The organism is Legionella steelei (assembly GCF_001468005.1).
In the GTDB taxonomy this organism is placed as follows: domain Bacteria; phylum Pseudomonadota; class Gammaproteobacteria; order Legionellales; family Legionellaceae; genus Legionella; species Legionella steelei.
The window spans coordinates 23,682-41,020 of the sequence record NZ_LNYY01000019.1 but is presented as its reverse complement, the minus strand read 5'-3'; the positions used below and the strand labels follow the sequence as shown (position 1 = coordinate 41,020).

Genomic DNA, 17,339 nt, shown 5'->3' with positions numbered 1-17,339 from the left:
CAAAAGATGCATAGATAGCCGGGTAGGCTGGGCTGCTAAGCCCAGCATTAGCTGAGTCCTTTCAGGCCCTCCATTATGAAGCGTATCTTATCTATGATGTTTCTAAGAAAGACATATTTCAGCATGGTGTTACATGCTGGGCTTAGCAGCCCAGCCTACCCTGCTGACTCATAGTCATAGAGAAAAGTCAGATTTGAGAGCTGCGTTGTAACTCACAATACAGTAAAAACACGATACTTGAATTGGGCAAGGTTGAGGGAATCATTCTCGTTACCTACTTACTCTTTAAAATGCCCAACAAAAACACCCGCCCCATAAACCTGAGTTATTTTTACAGTGATGATGGTGGTGGTGATAATGATGGAGGGATTGCATAGTGGTCGACGGCACTTTCCGTTGCTGATATCCACCATAATATTTAACCGGTGACCAAGAGGGGCTCACCGGTGGGAGCGGTGGGTTATATTGCTTAAATTGTTCACAAGCATGCACAATTTGCCCACCAACTACCGTCATCATGGAATAAATATTTTTAATTTCCTCATCAGGTATTTGGAAAAAGTCCTGAGACAACACCGCAAAATCAGCGAGTTGATTGGGTAAAAAAGAACCCTTTGTCTCTGCCTCATTAGAAAACCAAGCGCTTCCTTGAGTATAAAGCGCTAATGCTTTTTCTCTGGAAAGGATGTTGTCTTCATTATAAAGCAATTGTCCGCCTACAGTTTTTCCTGTAGTAAGCCAATAAAGACATAACCACGGGTTATAACTGGAAACTCGCGTTGCATCAGTGCCCATGCCTATGGGAATTCCTGCCTCAAGAATTTTTTTAATGGGTGGCGTATATAAGGTTTTTTCTTTGCCATAGCGCTCACTGAAATACTCGCCTTGAAATGCCATTCGGTTTTGAATAGCAATCCCGCCCCCTAGCTTTTGTACTCGTTCTATGGAGCGCTCAGAAATTGTTTCTGCATGGTCAAAGAACCAATGCAGTTTATCAATAGGCGTTTCTGCGTGAACTTCTTCATAAACATTCAATGCTCTGGCAATAGACTCATCATACGTTGCATGCAGCCTAAAAGGCCATTTATTTTCTGCTAAAACACGCACTACAGGTTTTAATTGATCTTCCATTACGGAGGGTAAATCGGGACGTGGCTGTAAAAAATCCTCAAAATCCGCAGCGGAGAATACCAGCATTTCCCCCGCGCCATTGTGTCTATAGTACTCATTACCTTGGTGGTAGGTTGAGGTTTGTGTCCAATGGGTAAAATCTTCTAGTTCATGACCTGGCTTTTGTGTAAATAAGTTATAAGCAATCCGCAGCGTGAGTTTATTTTCATTGGCAAGTTCACTGATCACTTCATAGTCTTCTGGGAAGTTTTGAAAACCACCGCCTGCATCGATCACACTGGTAATGCCAAGACGGTTTAATTCCCGCATAAAATGTAACGTAGAATTAATTTGATCCTCGCGACTTAACTTGGGACCTTGTGCTAGAGCAGAATAAAGGATAATTGCATTAGGATGCGCGATGAGCATCCCTGTTGGGTTTCCTTGTTTATCACGCTGAATTAAAGTCCCAGGAAGCTCTTTGGTCTCTTTATCGTAGCCTATGGCATGCAATGCTGCTTTGTTCAACAACGCACGATCGTAGAGATGCAAAACAAAAACCGGAGTATCTTTTGACGCCGTATTAATTTCATCCAAGGTTGGCATTCTTCGTTCTTTGAATTGAAACTCAGTCCACCCCCCTACTACCCTAACCCATTGTGGTGCAGGGGTACGCTCTGCCTGCTCTTTTAGCATCAATAGCGCATCATGAAGACTATGCACCCCATCCCATCGCAGTTCCATATTAAAATTTAACCCACCGCGAATGAGGTGTATGTGGGAGTCATTTAATCCTGGAATCACGGTTTTTTTTTGCAAATCAATCAGTCTGGTTTGCGCGGTTTTTAACTTCATGATGTCAGCATCAGAGCCAAATTGAACGAATCGACTGTCTTTAATGGCAACAGCAGTTATTTTTTCATGAATATCAGAACCCTTAAAATTGCCATTGTAGTATATAACGTCCATAGTGAAACCTCCTTATGACGCTGACGCTTAGCAAAATGCTCATGAAAAAATAGCTGAGCGCATTACTCCTCGATTATTTAACCGTTTTTCCATTCCATTCACTTCGAGATGGTTGCTTATGAACCAACGTATACGCATAATCAACCCCCATACCGTAAGCGCCGCTGTGTTCTTTGACAATGTTCATCACCCCATCATAGGTTTCTCTTCTTGCCCAATCACGTTGCCATTCAAGCAGTACTTGTTGCCAGCATACGGGAACAACACCCGCTTGTTGCATGCGATTCATTGATGATTGATGTGCTGTCACGCTTGTTCCCCCACATGCATCTTCAACAACGTAAAGCTCATAGTCATCTTGCATGGCAGAAAACGCACACATATTGATGCAGACTTCCGTCCATAGACCAGCAAGAATAAGTTTTTTCTTCCCGGTGTTTTTAATCTGCTGTCTGACTTGTTCAGAATCCCAGGAATTCATACTGGTTCGTTCAATAATGTCGTTTTTGGGGAAGACATCAAGTAACTCCGGCCATATGAACCCACTAAAACTTTCTGTTTCTACTGAAGTGAGAATTGTAGGAACGTGGAATAATTTTGCAGACTTAGCAAGGGCCACTGCATTATTTTTTAATGCTTGTCTATCAATACTTACGACACCAAAAGCCATTTGTGGTTGATAATCAATCATTAATAAAGCGCAGTTCTTAGGGGTCAATAACTCTATTTTCTTATCCATCATGTTCGTCCTTGTACAATATTGAGTTGATAAAATTAGATTCCTTAAAATATAGTTCATCAACGACAAAATATTTAATTAGGATTATAATTTTCTACACAACGAGGGGCGGACTCTCATCAACTATTGCAAGGAGCGCAAATGCTACGCATGAAACATGGAGTTTTCATTTTTTTAATGTTGACCTATTGGTCAATCGGTATTGCTCAAAATGCAGGTTATGCGGTTGGACCTCAATATGACACAACACATGTCTATGTTGCTCCAGAAGACTTCGATCGTTTTGTCTCCAGTTTCACTGCTACGTTTGGTGGCAAGACCTCGAAACAGGGCGTTTTTCAAGTCACGCCAACACCTAGTCAAACCATGTCACAGCTTGCTTTAACACCCGCAGGGACTATTTCTGTATTTGGTTTTAAAACACCTATCCCCTATCCCTTTGGGCTTGAGCGTACAGGTTATCTCGTGAACGATTTTGATAAAGCCCTTGCTGATGCCCGCGCTCTAGGCGCAGACATTATTGTCAGCCCCTTTAAGGACCCTATCGGTCGTGATGCAATTATCCAATGGCCTGGTGGAGTCAACATGCAAATCTATTGGCATTTTACCCCACCTAATTATGATCCATTAACGACAATTCCAGAAAATAGAGTCTATGTTTCTCCTGACCGTGCCAAAGAGTTCATTGATAGCTTTACCCAATTCTCAAAGGTGAAAGTTATTGAGGATAATCCTAAAGCTCCAGGAGTAGAAATAGGTCAACCCGCAAGCGCTTATCGACGCATTATGATTGAATCTGGTTTTGGCAAAATGTTGGTTATGGTGACTAATGGACATCTACCCTGGCCATATGGACGAGAAATGACTGGTTATGAGGTGGGCAATTTGAAAGAAACGCTGGCTAAGGCCCAAGCTGCAGGTGTAGAAATTCTTATTGCACCTTTTGCTACAGACAACCGTACCTCAGCAATGGTTAAATTTCCAGGCGGTTATATCGCTGAAATTCATGAAATGTCAAAAAAGAGTCATTAGCATGTACTCTCTGATTAAAATGGCATGAGTTTTAAAAGCATCATTCTCTGCGCGCTGTTATTTTGTTACTTCCCCTTAACAGCCGCGCAGCTTAACTCCTCTTCGGAGGTGCCCAAACGCCCTTCGATTATGTTTAATCGTTGGCAAGAAGATTGGTCCGTATTAGCTAATCCTAAAGTTCCGCGCGAACCATTTGATGAATTAAAGTATATTCCCTTATCAAAAACAGATCCCCACACCTATCTTTCTTTTGGGGTTAATGCACGTGAACGTTTTGAAAGTAATAATGCAGTAAATTTCGGCGTGGGCAATAGCGTACCGCAATCTTACGTAATTAGTCGTCTTGAAGCGCATGCGGATTTACATATTGCCAATCAATTACAATCCTTTGTCCAATTACAAAATGACAATGCCCCTTGGAAAACAATTATTACTCCAGTTGATCAGGACCGAGTAGATTTGGAACAGGGATTTACAACACTTGTTGAGCCTATTGGCGGTGGTACGTTTAAGTTTCGTGTAGGACGACAACAGTTTGCCTTTGATTTACAACGCTTTGTTTCTGTACGCGACGGACCTAATGTGCGTCAATCCTATGATGCAATTTGGGGTGATTATGAACATGGTCTATGGCGCTATATTTCATTTTATAGCCGCCCTGTCATCGTACGCAACATTAGAGCCTTTGATGATTACAGTACAAGTAATTATACCTTCAGCGGATTTCGTATTGAGCGAAAAGTAGCAGGATTAGGTAAAATTAATTCTTATATCGCCCATTTCAAACACGATAATGTGAAATATATTTCCGTATCAGGTAATGAGCGACGCAATATTCTCGATGCACGGCTCGTCGGCCTGGGGGTTGCCTTGGACTGGGATTTTGAGGTTATGGGACAAGAAGGGTCTATTTCTTATAAAAAAATTCGTGCCTGGGCAATAGGATCTCGCTCAGGATATACAATAAAAAAAATAGCTTGGCAGCCAAGAATTGGTTTGCAGTTTGATGCTGCATCAGGTAATCATGATAAGAATGGCAATACTTTAGGCACATTTAATCCACTGTTTCCAAATGGTTATTATATTACTTTAGCAGGATACACTGGGTATTCGAACTTTATTCATGTTAAACCCTCACTCACCGTGAAACCTAATCCTGTATTCAGCGCAATGATAGCGGCTGCCGCTTTATGGAGAGAAACAACAGCCGATGCAATTTATACCCAGCCATTAACCCCAGTCCCTGGGACAGCTGGCGAGGGAGGCAACTATACCGGAAACTATTACCAACTCCGTTTTGATTGGTTAATGTCCTATCATTTTACCAGTGCACTTGAATTCGTGCATTTTCAAGTTGCCGAAGCAATTGCCGCCGTGGGCGGACATAACTCGGATTACCTCGGAGTAGAAATGAAATTTGGCTGGTAATGAGGACCCTTTACTATTGAAACCCGTCATCCCTGTATATGTTAGGTAATTCGTTGACAAAGCTAAATGAACGTAGGCTGGGCTTTTCGTTATGATTGCTTATCGATCTTATGCCCCTTTTACTCCTTGAGTCGTTGTTCCTAAAGAACCAGTAAGTATTTGATGCTCTGTATGTAACGCAATTTGCCTTAAATCCAGGCGAGCAATAATTTTCATCATGGTCGTGTTATTGATTTTTCTTTCTTTCCGCAAAGAGCGCAACTCCTGATGAGCCCCCTCCAAAGCAGCATATCGCAGTTGTCGTTCGAAGGTTAAAGCTAAGATACTCTCTAATTTTTCATTTTCAGTGCCATGGTTTGAGACAATAAATTGATTAAAAGAATCCATTAATTTATTGGCAACCTCCATGCATAAGTCCCGCTCTCGCCCATTGACTTCGTCACATAAGCTCTTCATTTTTGTTTTGATTGCTTCAACTGCGGCTTTAGATAATGCAAGTACCGCTTCATTTTCTTCATCTTGATTGTGCTTATGCAGTAAGTTTTTCAAACCTGGTGTGATTAAAGGCAGAAACAAGCTAGTAATCAATAAAGAACAAAGAACAACACCAATAACAAGAATAATTAACAGCTTACGTTCAGGAAAAGGACCACCATCAGCCATATGCGGCAACGATAAAATCGCTGCCAGAGCAATTGCGCCACGCACTCCCCCGAGCGAAAAAGTACCAATTATCTTTATGTTGGGAAAACGCCAAGAACTCTTATTTCGTCTGGATATTAAGGCTTCGAAAGGCAAGGTTAAATAGATCCATGCAGTACGGAGGAGAATTAGGGTCAGCGTAATAAGAACAACAATCATGGTATATTCAGATAAACTATAGCCTGTTGCCTTAAGGAATTTAATCGCATGGGGCAAATATAATCCTAACAGAATAAAGATAATTCCATTTAAAGTGATATCGAGAACCCCCCAAACAAAATGGCCTTCCAGACGCATTTTGGCCATTGTTCTATCTAAAAATCCAGCTCTATCCACGGTAAAACCCGCAGCAACAGTAGCCAAAACGCCCGAAAAGCCTAACTTTTCAGCGATGAGGTATACCGTAAAAGGTAAGAGCAACAATAATAAATTTTCCGTGGTGGTCTCATGCACGTTATGCTTAGTGAGCTTTCCTAAAAGTGAAATAAAAACATAGGTCAGAGTAACCCCAATGGCAATCCCACCAAGACTAATAAAAAATAGGCTCCATAATGCCCCCTTCAGTGAAAACACCCCAGTTAGCATCGCAGCAACAGCTAATTTAAACGACACCAAACCTGAGGCATCATTTAAAAGTGCCTCTCCTTGTAAAATGTGCATGATGCGGTCGGGTATGCGCGCTCCCGCCGTCATGGATCTGAGTGATACCGCATCTGTTGGCGAAAGTGCGGCTGCTAATGCAAAAGCTGCAGGCAAAGGAATGGCCGGAATTAACCAATGCACCAAATAACCAATTCCTGCCACCGTAAAAAATACCAAACCAATCGACAACATAATAATGGGTCTGGTGTAAAGCAAAAACTCCCGTTTGGGAAAATGCCAGCTGTCATTAAATAGTAAAGGCGGAACGAACAACAACATAAACAGTTCCGGATTAAACCCCACAGCAAAAAACTCAGGAAATAAATCGGCCAGGAGTGTTCCTACGGCAATTTGTATTAATGGTGTTGGTAGGAAAGGAACAAAACGTGTCATTACCCCAGAGATCACCATTAAAAAAAGAAGAATTAAACAAATCAACGCACCTTCCATCGTCCTATTTCCTCCGAGATATCGAAATAATTTCAATATGCGCGAATAGCGCAAAACATTCAACCTATTATGATAATCAATATTAGCCCTCTTGCATAACCTCGGATTTTTCAGCGTTCAATGTAAATAAATCGTAATTTTGGGCATTATTTAATCGATTTGAATGTCAATGCCAGTATCATCTCCCGAGAAAAATATTAGGAGATAAATAATGACGTGCAAAAAATTCATCATGGCTTGGAGTACCGCTTTACTCTGTATGACTTCATTTCCTTCGCAGGCAGTGAGCGAGAAAAACCCAAATCAACTTAATTTATTTTTAATTTCAGACCCACATGTAGATGTTACCAGCAAAAAAACAACGAATATAAACCCGCCACCACATACTTCCAAAGAATTAGACAAACAAAGTTTAAGCACTTTAATCGCAAAGGTAGGTGCACAAGTCGATTTAGCTCAAACAACAAATCATGTCCTTGTCTTACTCGGCGACTTACCCGCGCATAACGCATACTCACGTAAGACAACCCGAGCTAACATTAACTTCGTATTCGAGCAACTGTTTGAAAAAATAAATCCATCCCCTTACTTTTATGTTTTTGGTAATAATGATTCGTTTCAAAGAGACTATGGCCCCTTTACCTATCATGATGAATCTGCTGCTGATTTGTTAAAAGCGATAACCGGGACTCAAGATGGATTTCTGTCAACAGGGCTACAATGTCCCTTTAACGGAGAAAGTTGCATCCATGATAAAAACCCCAAATATGGTTATTACTCTGCTTATGTAGGTGAGCATCTCAAACTTATTTCGCTCAACAGTGTTTTATTTGTATCAAGACCCCAATTTAATCCTTCTCGAGAAGGCGCTACAGAAGCGCTGCAATGGTTAGAACAAGAGCTGAAAACAAGCAAAATAAATCATGACCAGGTTATTTTAGCCATGCATGTCCCACCTCAGAGTTGGGAATCAACCTATAAAACCCCATTTAAAAAAATTATTAAAACTTATCCAGAAACGGTAATTGGCATGCTCGCAGCCCATTCTCATTTTGATGAGATCCACGCCATTAAAATTGCGAATAAAGACTTCGTGATCCCCATCATTTACTCAGCTTCTATTGGCGTGGATCACGGCAATGCTTCTTCGTTTAAAACGATAACTCTATCAAGACAGGATGAAAATACACCTTGGCAATTGAAAAACTATATCACCTACAATTTCATTGGTGCGACTGCCAGTAAGAGCCAGCTCAATCAATATTACGATTTCAATCAAGCCTTTTGTTCAGGAACATCTACCGAAACTGTGGCTACTTGTCTTAAAAAGCACATCAGCAAAAATAAATTTGATAAGACTACCAGCACCCTGATGAGCCAACATTATACTGCCGGCAATCCCAATAATATTCAAAAAATTGATCCCTCTTCACGCTGGATTATGAGCATCAAGTGATGAATCAATTGGTCTCCTCAGCAAAATATTGTAAACACTATGAAGAAGTTATTGTTGCGCCTAGAGGCGAAAATGAAACTGAACAGTTAACACAAACCATAGAAGAGCATCAGTTAAACAATATTAGGATACTCAACCTAGGCACTGAGTTTTTAACAGTTTCGTCAACTCAAGTACGCGCTATTGTGGGTCAAACACCCAATGATGAGGAACCGAAAATAGACAACTTGATTACCCCAAGTACTTCGGCGTATATTAGAAGTCATTATTTTTTCAAAGATAATTATCATGCCGAACACCATCGCGCAGCACTGACCATACAAAATGCTTGGCGGAGATTTGCTAGCTCAAGAACAACAGAACAACAAGCTGATGCCAGTGAAGATCCTACGCCAAATAGCCCTACCGTTTCCTGATTATCAGAAAAGTAGTGTTGGGCCAAAGCCCAACCTACGCTCATCCCTGCTCAGCTAAATTGCAGCCTGGGTGAAAGCGAAGCGGAACCTGGAAGAACGGAGCCTGATTTTTATCTGAAACCCGGGTTACGGCTTCGCCTTCACCCAGGCTACTTTCTGACTACTGCGCAGACACTCACTTCTCTTTAGCGTATGACGCTAAATCATATCTTCAAGAAAACCCATCACCACATATAATTAATAGACAAAATGAACCAATTTTTTTCCAAATAAAATCTATAATTTATATAAGGTACTATCAATAGAGCATTGCCAAAATGAAAATATTGATCAATGGAAAACCCATTAGTTTGACCCAATTATTAACCGAACACGGAATTAAGAATGATGGTAAGAAAAAAATTTCAGTTAAAAGTGGTTATTTATTTGAAGATTCATTAATTGACAGAATCATGGACTTAGAGGCACAACTTGCCAAAATGTTACCTAAAGAACCACCCATACCACAAGAACCTTCTCATACCGAACAAGAATACATTCCTTTTGAAGGTCCTGCTTCTATATGGGTTGATGATAATCGTGATGACTCAGATAAATATCGTACCGTGCAGAAACCCGCCGAACAATATCAGCGTGAAATGAAAAAATATATGGCAGATCTTGGAGTGCACAAAGAATTATCGCAACAATATAAGGAACAGGTCAGTAAGATACAAAGCACTCCACAGTATCTCCGTATGGCCGAGGAGTTACAGGCATTAAACCAGGTGCACAAAGCGTATTCTGCCGCTCCAAAAATTCCTGAGTGGCAAGAGGTAAAATCAAATTTAATCAAAGCGATTAATGACTCAGGAACAAGTAGAAAGGGAGGGGAGAGGATACGTGCAGAAATAGATCGACTTGAACAACTGGATCTTGATCCTGAAACAAAAATAGCAAGAACTATCGATTTCATGCTGCAAGAATATCGCCATATCCTGCGTAGTGGGCTTACAGGCATGTCCTCAAGCGAAACAGGTAGTCGTTTAGCCGCAAATTTACAGAACTTCTCCCAAAAATTGGGAATTGAATTACCCAAATCACTGGAAAAAGGACAGCCATTAACACTGCAATCACTGCGTGACAATGGCAAGATCAACGAGGCTTTGTATGATCATATGACCACATCCATTGAGGAAGACCATGGAAAGCGTTTGAATTTTTAGGGTCATAATGCTGCATACAACCTAGCTATTAAAAAATTCCCTAATGGAATCATGGGCTGCCATCGTATCGTCAAAACCTAGTTTGATGAGTTCGCGGGTGAATTTTTTTTCAAACAAAAGAAAACTCAGTAAATCGCCAGAATGACGTTTCGCCCCCAGAAAATTAAGCAAAATACGTAATAACATGGGCATATTGTTATACTGCGATTGCGCAATCGTGGCGATATCCACGCTTGGACGCAAATGTAGCGTTTGAATGGGTCGCCAAGGGGCATGCTCTTTTTTCTCCATAGGTAACATATGAGCCATCGTATTCATGTGGCTAACCATCTCCAGATCGCGCTCGAGATTGTCTAAAAATAAGCCGTTGACCATATTACCCAAAACGCGTGTGAAATCGATATCGCCCTTCTGTGATTGTTCTTGGCTTTTTAAATCCGGTAATTTGCGCGTGCCAATAACTAAAATTTTATCCATTTGACAACGAATAGCGCCACGGAGTGGAGCCGCTAAGCCTACATGCCCATCTCCATAATGAAACCCATCGATTTTTGCTGGAGGAAAGAATAAAGGTAATGAGGTTGATGCCAGGAAATATTCCATTTGCAGGCTCACTCTTTGGCTGCTGTGGAGTGGATCATGCCAATCCTCAAAATCATCCGCGTGATGCTGATAGAACGAGATGGTTTTTTGCGTTTCATAACAACTGCTAATGACCTCCATCATTTCTAAGTGCTTATTCTTGATGACACGATCCAAGACTTCAAAATCAATAATGTTATTAATAAATTTTTGTAATGGTGATGTATCAAGAATATGCCCTAATAGCCGCTGCTTTATAAACATGCTGCTCATATTGCGCATCGCAGATTTACTTAGTGCATAGTTACTGGCTTTGAAAATGTGCTGGCAGGTAATATCGCGCCATAACTCATCTAACTTGTTCGCCCCCGCAGAAAAATCCAGTGCATTCTCAGCCAATACACCTGCATTAATACTGCCGACACTAGCGCCTGTAAGCATGTCGAACGGAATTTGTTTTGAGTTAAGAATCGTGCTGATCGCTTTGAGCACCCCAGCCTGATAGGCTCCGCGGGCTCCACCACCAGCCAAGTAAAGCGCAATTTTAGCCATTTCTTATGTTTTTAGAAAAAGAGATCAAAATATAGCCTTGTTGCAGGTCGCTGGCAAGAGCAACAGGTCCCCAATAGGGAGCGAACTGGCTTCGAGGTATTGACAAAGTTACTGACACAGCTGTATATTAATAATACAAATATTTTTTTACAGATTTTTATGTCCCTTTCTACTGTACACCACAAGTTAAATAAAGAAGCAGGCTTCACTCAAGCCTTTGCTTGCTTTTTTTATTTTAGCTTTTTTAGCCCGGAGCTGGGTGGTCGGTAGAAGTAACTAACACTCCAACCCCCAGCATAGTCTGGGGGTTTTTGGTACCCGAATACCCAGACAATCAAAAGCATGGGAGTTGGATACAACCAAAAAAGGAGTGTCCATCATGTACCATCAGCCACGAGCACCTCGTTCCCTGGATCTATCCGAAGTACTTACTGCGTGTAGGAGGGGATGATGAGCTACTCAATCTTAAAAAAACTACCTCCAGTAGAAGAAATTATTCAAGAAATCCCATTGTCTCTTAAAGCCCATCAACAAATTGCCCGCGACCGCGAAGAGGTCAAAGCAATTTTAGAAGGCCGTGATCATCGCCTGTTGATGATCGTTGGACCTTGTTCTGCCTGGCCCAAACAAGCTGTTTTAGAGTATGCCCGCCGTTTAGCGCAATTAAATGAGCACGTAAAAAATGAACTAAAATTAATCATGAGGGTATATATTCAAAAACCTAGGACCACTAAAGGATGGACAGGACCTGTTAACCAACCCGATTTATTTTCTGCTCCAGATATCGCGGCAGGAATAAAGTACACGCGAGATATGATGATTAAAGTCATCGAAATGGGACTGCCAATTGCCGATGAGGCGTTGTTTACCCATAATGCCAAAGGATTTCTTGAGCTCCTCTCATGGGTGGCAATTGGTGCTCGCAGTTCAGAAGATCAGGAGCATCGAATTTTTGCCTCAGCTCTAGACTGCGCTGTAGGGTTAAAGAATCCCACCCACGGCTCATTAGCGATTGGGGTAAATAGTATTGTGGCCTCACAACATAATCATGTGGCTGTATTTGATGGCTATGAAGTGCAAACACATGGCAACCCACATGCACATATGGTTCTTCGCGGTTCCAATCATGCCCCAAATTACTCCATTGCCCACCTTCAAGAAGTAAAGCAACATATGGACATGCATCAGATCGTCAACCCATCCATCATCGTCGATGTCAGCCATGATAATTGTCTGGTCGATGGCAAAAAAAATCATCACTTACAACCAGACATTACTTTAAGTGTTTTAGAAAGTATTCAAAGTCATCCAGAGTTAAAACAGTTGGTCAAAGGATTCATGGTTGAAAGTTTTATCAAAGAGGGTAATCAAAAAGTTGATTCAGCGAATCCTGAAGATCTGGATTTAAGCGGGCTATCCATTACCGATCCATGTTTAAGTTGGGAACGTACCGAAACGTTTCTGTTGGAATTAGCGAAGTTACGCGCTTTAGAGAAAAAACAATTACCCATGGAGGAACTCGTATGAGCATTTTATTGGGTGTTTCCGGTGATGCGGGTTCGTTTTCAGAAGAGGCAGCTTTGCTTTATGCCAAGCAAAAAGAAATCGACCCGATTCTTGTGCACTTATTGGATATGGAAGGTGTGCTCCATGCCATTGAACATGAAACCATTGATTTGGGCATACTGCCCGTTGTGAATCTAATCGGTGGCTTGGTTAAGCCCGCCTTGCACGCGATGGGACGGCATTTATTTACCCCCATTGATGAGTTATGGCATGAAATTAATCAATGTTTGCTTGTACGACCTGGTACCCAGTCTCAGCAAATTAAGCACATCGTGTCACACCCGCAAGGGCTTGCTCAATGTCGCCAATTTCTGCAAAAACAATTCAACAATACGGAACAAATCGAATGGATTGATACTGCAAAAGCCGCTAAAGATTTGGCTGAAGGAATATTGCCAGCCCATGCAGCAGTCATTGCGCCAAAACGTTGCGCACAACTGTATGGTTTGGAAATAAAAGCGGCCAATATTCAAGACCGTCATCCAAATCAGACTGCTTTTATCTTGGTAAAAAAATATGACATTCACGCAAGTCTTCTCAAGTAAGGAGCATATCATGTCGACACTCGAAGAATTGAGAGAACAAATTGAAGAGGCTGATGCATGCATCATTGAAACCTTAGCCAAACGCCAAGAACTATCAAAACAAATCGGTGCTTTAAAATCGAAAGAAGGGAAAAAAATAATGGATCGCTCGCGCGAAAAACAATTATTTGAGTATTATGATCATTTATCCAAACAGTACCACTTGCAAGAGGACTTTATTAATCGCTTATTCAAAATAATCATATCCAACTCTAGAAAGGTACAAAAATAATGACTCATTTTATAAAAAAGATGCTACCTGCAGACTCAGCAACCGTCGCGGTTAATTCATTAGCTCAGCAAAAAATAAATGAGGGTATTAAAATTTATAATTTCAGCACTGGTGAACCCAGACTTCCTCCTCATCCCTCAATTGTTACCGCAACCACAGAGGCTCTGGAACAGGGAAAAACTCTTTATCCTCCAGTCGCAGGTATTCCAGAGTTACGACACTTGGCCAGTTCGTGGATGCATAAAATGTATGGTTGTTCGTTTACAAAAGAAAACTGTCTTGTCGTGAATGGCGGAAAATTTGGCATCTATTTACTGATGCAATTATTAGTACAACAAAACGATGAAGTGATTATTCCAGCGCCCTATTGGGTCTCATATCCAGCCATGGCCCAGTTATTTGGCGGCACTCCGGTCATGGTTGACACTAAAGAAGCAGAAGGATGGAAGTTGACCCCGCATGCACTGAAAAAAGCATGTACACCACAAAGTAAACTGCTTATTCTGAATAACGCCACCAATCCAACGGGTGCATTATATTCTGCAGACGAGCTCGCTGAACTACTGCACGTTGCTCAGGAACACAATCTGCTTATTATCGCGGATGAAGTATACAGTGCCCTCACCTACGATAAACAGGCCTATGTATCGTGTGGTTCGTTTCCGCAATTTCAGGAGCGGGTAGTTGTTATTCAAAGCTGCTCAAAAAATTTTGCGATGACGGGCTGGCGCATTGGTTTTGTTTTCGCGCCTCAATCCATTATCCAACCTTTAACTACCTTGGTTAGCCAAAGTACCAGCGGCGTGACCACGTTAAGCCAATGGGCAGCCATGGCCGCCTTAAACGAGGCAAATAATATAAACATCTGGGTACAACAATGCATGCAAAAAAGAAGAAATGCGATAATTAATGCCTTATATACAGCGTTTGGCATAAGCATAAGACCACCTGCTTCATCGCTTTATTTATTTCTTTCCATAAAAAATCTGGGTTTTGCAGAAGAAAACTCAGAAGAATTTTGTAAACAGGCCCTGGAAAAGGCACATGTTGCCCTTGTGCCAGGAATTGCCTTTGGTAAAGAGGGTTATGTGCGCATGTCGTTTGGCGGAAATGAAGAGGATTTAAAAACAGGAGTCGAGGCATTAGCCCAATGGCTGCATCACAATGCTTAATAAAATCAGCTTCATAATATAGCTGGGTGGAGGGCAATGCCGAAATCCGGGTTCCGCTGCGCTGCACCCAGGCTACAAAAGCCTAAATACTAAAAAATTACCCTTGATTTTTTAATAGTGTATCTTAATAAATTTAGGGATATAATTTTACTAAGCATATTTCATTGTTATTCAAAACTATATGATCCGTCTAATAATCTTTCTTATGCTTTTCCCTACTGTGATTTTGGCAAAGAATCAAACGGTTTACTACGACCCCCAAACGGTTGTGTTGACTGGAGTTCTTAAAACACTTCAATTTCCAGGAGCACCAAATTATTCTGACATCAAAAACGGTGATACCGCAGAAACTGGGACCTACATCATCTTAGATAAACCAATTGATGTAGAAGCTTCTCCTGCAACAAAAGGCAGTAACGATAATTCCTCAGAAAAAAATGTTTCACTGCTCCAACTTGTTGTCCCAGAAAAACAGTTCTGGGAGCAAATTAAGGAAGGTCATCACGTTCGAATCAAAGGCACCTTATTTCATGCACTCACTGGACATCATCACGCGCGGGTATTAATCAATCTTACCCAGATCCAACTGCTTACACAGCCAAAGCAAAATAATCCACTGCACCTAACTCCTGAAGACAAGCAGTTTATAGAACAGCAGCACGAACAGTTAAATAATAAAAATGAGCACTAGAATAGCGATTATTAACGCAGCGTCATTACCAGATCAGAACGCCTATTTATTGTGTTAGTTTTTTCATCACCGCAAGAAACAATTCCGAGTTCAAAAAGTACTGTAACCAAGCATGTACATAGGGATATCCACTGCGGGCAAACCATTGTGGATCAACCATATAAAACTGTCTAATAAAGGGAAATATAGCAACATCGGCTAAATTGATCCGCTCCGCTAAAAGAAAGCGTTGTTTCATTAATAAAGAATTTAATTTATCGAGATAATGGCTCGCCTTTTCTCGATAATATAGTGGATCATTTTTCTCTGTGCGTTGCGGGTATTTATAGTTATCCAGAATGGGTTTGAAGTGTACATCATTCAAATGGATTAATTCATTACTTTGCTCTTCGAGCTCGCTGCATAACCATCCTTCCGGATCCGATTGTGTTAAAGCCCAAATCATAATATCAATGCTTTCATCAATAACCCGACCATCTTCTAAAACTAACACTGGGACAGTGCCTTTGGGTGAGGCCAAAAGCATCTCTTGAGGTTTATTTTTAAGTTCAACCTCATATTGTGCGACTTTAATCTTAGAGTACAGGAGTGCCATTCTTGCCCTGATCGCAAAGGGGCAACGTCTAAAGGTAAAGAGTAACGGATACTCCACCGGATTTAGACTATTTTTTGACTTATCATAAATCATATAATCCACATTCCCACCCACATGATCATTATATTTACACAATCCACGCGCAAGATGTATAATTATACATCTACTTGCAAAAAAGGTAACATCATGGTCAAGATTGTTGTAGAAAAAAATCACCATGAGATCGTTCTACTGGATACAGATAAGATCCGGCTCAGTGACTCATCTGAGTATTATAGAAAACTTTCATCCTGCGGCAAACTGGGTGAAGCGATAGATAAAATGTCAAAAATTGACCTTGCCAACGATGAAAACTGGAGAGTAGCAATACTCTTAAAAACCTTACAGAAGAAACAGGTGGAAGCTTCAGAACCAGAATTTGCCTTGCTTTTAAAGAAATGCAAAGAATTTTCGGGAGCATCCAACTCACATCAGCTTAAGAGTATGAGTGGGTTAAGTTGTTATCGGGTAGGCGCTGATGCAGGAGCAGGATTTAAACAAGGTGATTTGGACATCTTAGGCACTGAAGGGTTTGTAGACTGCGTGGGGGTCTTGATTACCACCCCAGATCAAAGCGGAAACCCTTGTTATTATGTAGCCCACATCTATGGCGTTCGCACCACAAAATTGGCGGTTCAAGAAGAATTGGACAAAATACTTTCAGATGTACAAAGTCTTACTGGAAGAAATCTCGCTTGGCCACACTTAAAAGATCAAGTAACCCTGGTAGGTGCAGGAAGTGACGAAGAAGAACCCAGTTTATGTTATAAACAAACATTTAAACTATTAACGCAAAAAGGAGTGAATCCTACCCCGTTATTTGGCAGTAGCGCCGTTTTTAACTTAACTGCAACAGGCGATGATCTCATTATCTTAGATCCCGAAGGACAATTAAATGAGGGGCGTCAATCCAAACTGCCAAGAGCAGGTCATGGGGCCTACTCCCCTGTTGATACGATGAGCGATATCTCCCCAGTGACGATTGAACAACAACTTGCGGAGGAAAATTCGGTTGATACGCTTTCTCATCAATAAGTGATTGTGCGATGATTGAATTATAGACAGTATGCGTCGACAGGGCTCTTAAGCCCCGCGTTTGCTGAAATGAACTCGCACTCCCCCAAACTCCATTATGAAGCTTGATTAACACGTAGCAAAATTCATCCAACAGGATACC

Annotated in this window: 16 protein-coding genes; 11 read left to right on the top strand and 5 right to left on the bottom strand. The window is 41.3% G+C overall.

The features are described 5' to 3' along the window. Positions 1-285: 285 nt before the first annotated feature. Together Lste_RS04375 and Lste_RS04370 are read right to left on the bottom strand one after the other, a co-directional pair. On the bottom strand, positions 286-2,079 hold the full coding sequence (locus Lste_RS04375; protein WP_058509863.1) for an amidohydrolase: 1,794 nt from the start codon (positions 2,077-2,079) through the stop codon (positions 286-288). 73 nt (positions 2,080-2,152) lie between these two features. Then, positions 2,153-2,821 carry a hydrolase gene (locus Lste_RS04370; RefSeq protein WP_058509862.1) on the bottom strand — a complete coding sequence of 223 codons (669 nt, stop codon included), beginning with the start codon at positions 2,819-2,821 and terminating at the stop codon, positions 2,153-2,155. A gap of 138 nt (positions 2,822-2,959) precedes the next feature. On the opposite strand from Lste_RS04370, the gene Lste_RS04365 reads away from it, so the two are divergent. Then, a complete protein-coding gene (locus Lste_RS04365) occupies positions 2,960-3,850 on the top strand; it encodes a glyoxalase (RefSeq protein ID WP_157070700.1) in 891 nt (296 codons plus the stop codon). Between the two features lie 24 nt (positions 3,851-3,874). Next, positions 3,875-5,278 (top strand): alginate export family protein, encoded by a 1,404-nt coding sequence (locus tag Lste_RS04360; RefSeq protein ID WP_058509861.1) that lies wholly within the window; start codon positions 3,875-3,877, stop codon positions 5,276-5,278. Positions 5,279-5,386: 108 nt separating this feature from the next. On the opposite strand, the gene Lste_RS04355 is transcribed toward Lste_RS04360, so the two are convergent. Next, the gene (locus tag Lste_RS04355; protein ID WP_058509860.1) at positions 5,387-7,072 is read right to left on the bottom strand and encodes a Na+/H+ antiporter; all 1,686 of its coding nucleotides are present in this window, start codon (positions 7,070-7,072) and stop codon (positions 5,387-5,389) included. Positions 7,073-7,283: 211 nt separating this feature from the next. Between Lste_RS04355 and Lste_RS04350 the strand changes: the two genes are divergently transcribed. From Lste_RS04350 to Lste_RS04340, 3 genes are all read left to right on the top strand, one after another. Further along, on the top strand, positions 7,284-8,528 hold the full coding sequence (locus tag Lste_RS04350; protein WP_237760421.1) for a metallophosphoesterase: 1,245 nt from the start codon (positions 7,284-7,286) through the stop codon (positions 8,526-8,528). After that, positions 8,525-8,944 (top strand): hypothetical protein, encoded by a 420-nt coding sequence (locus Lste_RS04345; RefSeq protein ID WP_157070699.1) that lies wholly within the window; start codon positions 8,525-8,527, stop codon positions 8,942-8,944. Before Lste_RS04350 ends, Lste_RS04345 begins: the two co-directional genes overlap by 4 nt. A 317-nt stretch (positions 8,945-9,261) precedes the next feature. Further along, on the top strand, positions 9,262-10,149 hold the full coding sequence (locus Lste_RS04340) for a hypothetical protein (protein ID WP_058509857.1): 888 nt from the start codon (positions 9,262-9,264) through the stop codon (positions 10,147-10,149). 21 nt (positions 10,150-10,170) lie between these two features. Here the strand turns inward: Lste_RS04340 and Lste_RS04335 are convergent, their stop codons facing one another. Next, complete coding sequence (locus Lste_RS04335) at positions 10,171-11,283, bottom strand: patatin-like phospholipase family protein (protein WP_058509856.1); 1,113 nt, start codon at positions 11,281-11,283, stop codon at positions 10,171-10,173. Positions 11,284-11,733: 450 nt separating this feature from the next. On the opposite strand from Lste_RS04335, the gene Lste_RS04330 reads away from it, so the two are divergent. The 5 genes from Lste_RS04330 to Lste_RS04310 all read left to right on the top strand — a co-directional run bounded on the left by Lste_RS04330 (position 11,734) and on the right by Lste_RS04310 (position 15,528). Next, positions 11,734-12,810 (top strand): 3-deoxy-7-phosphoheptulonate synthase, encoded by a 1,077-nt coding sequence (locus Lste_RS04330; RefSeq protein WP_058509855.1) that lies wholly within the window; start codon positions 11,734-11,736, stop codon positions 12,808-12,810. After that, positions 12,807-13,394, top strand: a complete 588-nt coding sequence (locus Lste_RS04325; RefSeq protein WP_058509854.1) for a prephenate dehydratase domain-containing protein — start codon at positions 12,807-12,809, stop codon at positions 13,392-13,394. The genes Lste_RS04330 and Lste_RS04325 overlap by 4 nt, the downstream gene beginning before the upstream one ends. 10 nt (positions 13,395-13,404) lie before the next feature. Next, positions 13,405-13,665, top strand: a complete 261-nt coding sequence (locus tag Lste_RS04320) for a chorismate mutase (RefSeq protein WP_058509853.1) — start codon at positions 13,405-13,407, stop codon at positions 13,663-13,665. Further along, positions 13,665-14,837 (top strand): pyridoxal phosphate-dependent aminotransferase, encoded by a 1,173-nt coding sequence (locus Lste_RS04315; protein WP_058509852.1) that lies wholly within the window; start codon positions 13,665-13,667, stop codon positions 14,835-14,837. Before Lste_RS04320 ends, Lste_RS04315 begins: the two co-directional genes overlap by 1 nt. 205 nt (positions 14,838-15,042) lie before the next feature. After that, entirely contained in the window at positions 15,043-15,528 is a 486-nt protein-coding gene (locus Lste_RS04310; protein WP_058509851.1) for a DUF4431 domain-containing protein, read from the top strand. Between the two features lie 46 nt (positions 15,529-15,574). On the opposite strand, the gene Lste_RS04305 is transcribed toward Lste_RS04310, so the two are convergent. Beyond that, positions 15,575-16,216 carry a glutathione S-transferase gene (locus Lste_RS04305; protein WP_058511643.1) on the bottom strand — a complete coding sequence of 214 codons (642 nt, stop codon included), beginning with the start codon at positions 16,214-16,216 and terminating at the stop codon, positions 15,575-15,577. Positions 16,217-16,309: 93 nt separating this feature from the next. On the opposite strand from Lste_RS04305, the gene Lste_RS04300 reads away from it, so the two are divergent. After that, entirely contained in the window at positions 16,310-17,197 is an 888-nt protein-coding gene (locus Lste_RS04300) for a hypothetical protein (RefSeq protein WP_058509850.1), read from the top strand. Positions 17,198-17,339: the final 142 nt, after the last annotated feature.

Bases quoted from the DNA above. Each gene is read 5' to 3' on its own strand.
- Lste_RS04360 (WP_058509861.1), top strand. From the start codon at position 3,875: ATGAGTTTTAAAAGCATCATTCTCTGCGCGCTGTTATTTTGTTACTTC.
- Lste_RS04335 (WP_058509856.1), bottom strand. From the start codon at position 11,283: ATGGCTAAAATTGCGCTTTACTTGGCTGGTGGTGGAGCCCGCGGAGCC.
- Lste_RS04340 (WP_058509857.1), top strand. From the start codon at position 9,262: ATGAAAATATTGATCAATGGAAAACCCATTAGTTTGACCCAATTATTA.
- Lste_RS04355 (WP_058509860.1), bottom strand. From the start codon at position 7,072: ATGGAAGGTGCGTTGATTTGTTTAATTCTTCTTTTTTTAATGGTGATC.
- Lste_RS04365 (WP_157070700.1), top strand. From the start codon at position 2,960: ATGCTACGCATGAAACATGGAGTTTTCATTTTTTTAATGTTGACCTAT.
- Lste_RS04325 (WP_058509854.1), top strand. From the start codon at position 12,807: ATGAGCATTTTATTGGGTGTTTCCGGTGATGCGGGTTCGTTTTCAGAA.
- Lste_RS04315 (WP_058509852.1), top strand. From the start codon at position 13,665: ATGACTCATTTTATAAAAAAGATGCTACCTGCAGACTCAGCAACCGTC.
- Lste_RS04300 (WP_058509850.1), top strand. From the start codon at position 16,310: ATGGTCAAGATTGTTGTAGAAAAAAATCACCATGAGATCGTTCTACTG.
- Lste_RS04320 (WP_058509853.1), top strand. From the start codon at position 13,405: ATGTCGACACTCGAAGAATTGAGAGAACAAATTGAAGAGGCTGATGCA.
- Lste_RS04350 (WP_237760421.1), top strand. From the start codon at position 7,284: ATGACGTGCAAAAAATTCATCATGGCTTGGAGTACCGCTTTACTCTGT.
- Lste_RS04305 (WP_058511643.1), bottom strand. From the start codon at position 16,216: ATGATTTATGATAAGTCAAAAAATAGTCTAAATCCGGTGGAGTATCCG.
- Lste_RS04310 (WP_058509851.1), top strand. From the start codon at position 15,043: ATGCTTTTCCCTACTGTGATTTTGGCAAAGAATCAAACGGTTTACTAC.
- Lste_RS04370 (WP_058509862.1), bottom strand. From the start codon at position 2,821: ATGATGGATAAGAAAATAGAGTTATTGACCCCTAAGAACTGCGCTTTA.
- Lste_RS04375 (WP_058509863.1), bottom strand. From the start codon at position 2,079: ATGGACGTTATATACTACAATGGCAATTTTAAGGGTTCTGATATTCAT.
- Lste_RS04330 (WP_058509855.1), top strand. From the start codon at position 11,734: ATGAGCTACTCAATCTTAAAAAAACTACCTCCAGTAGAAGAAATTATT.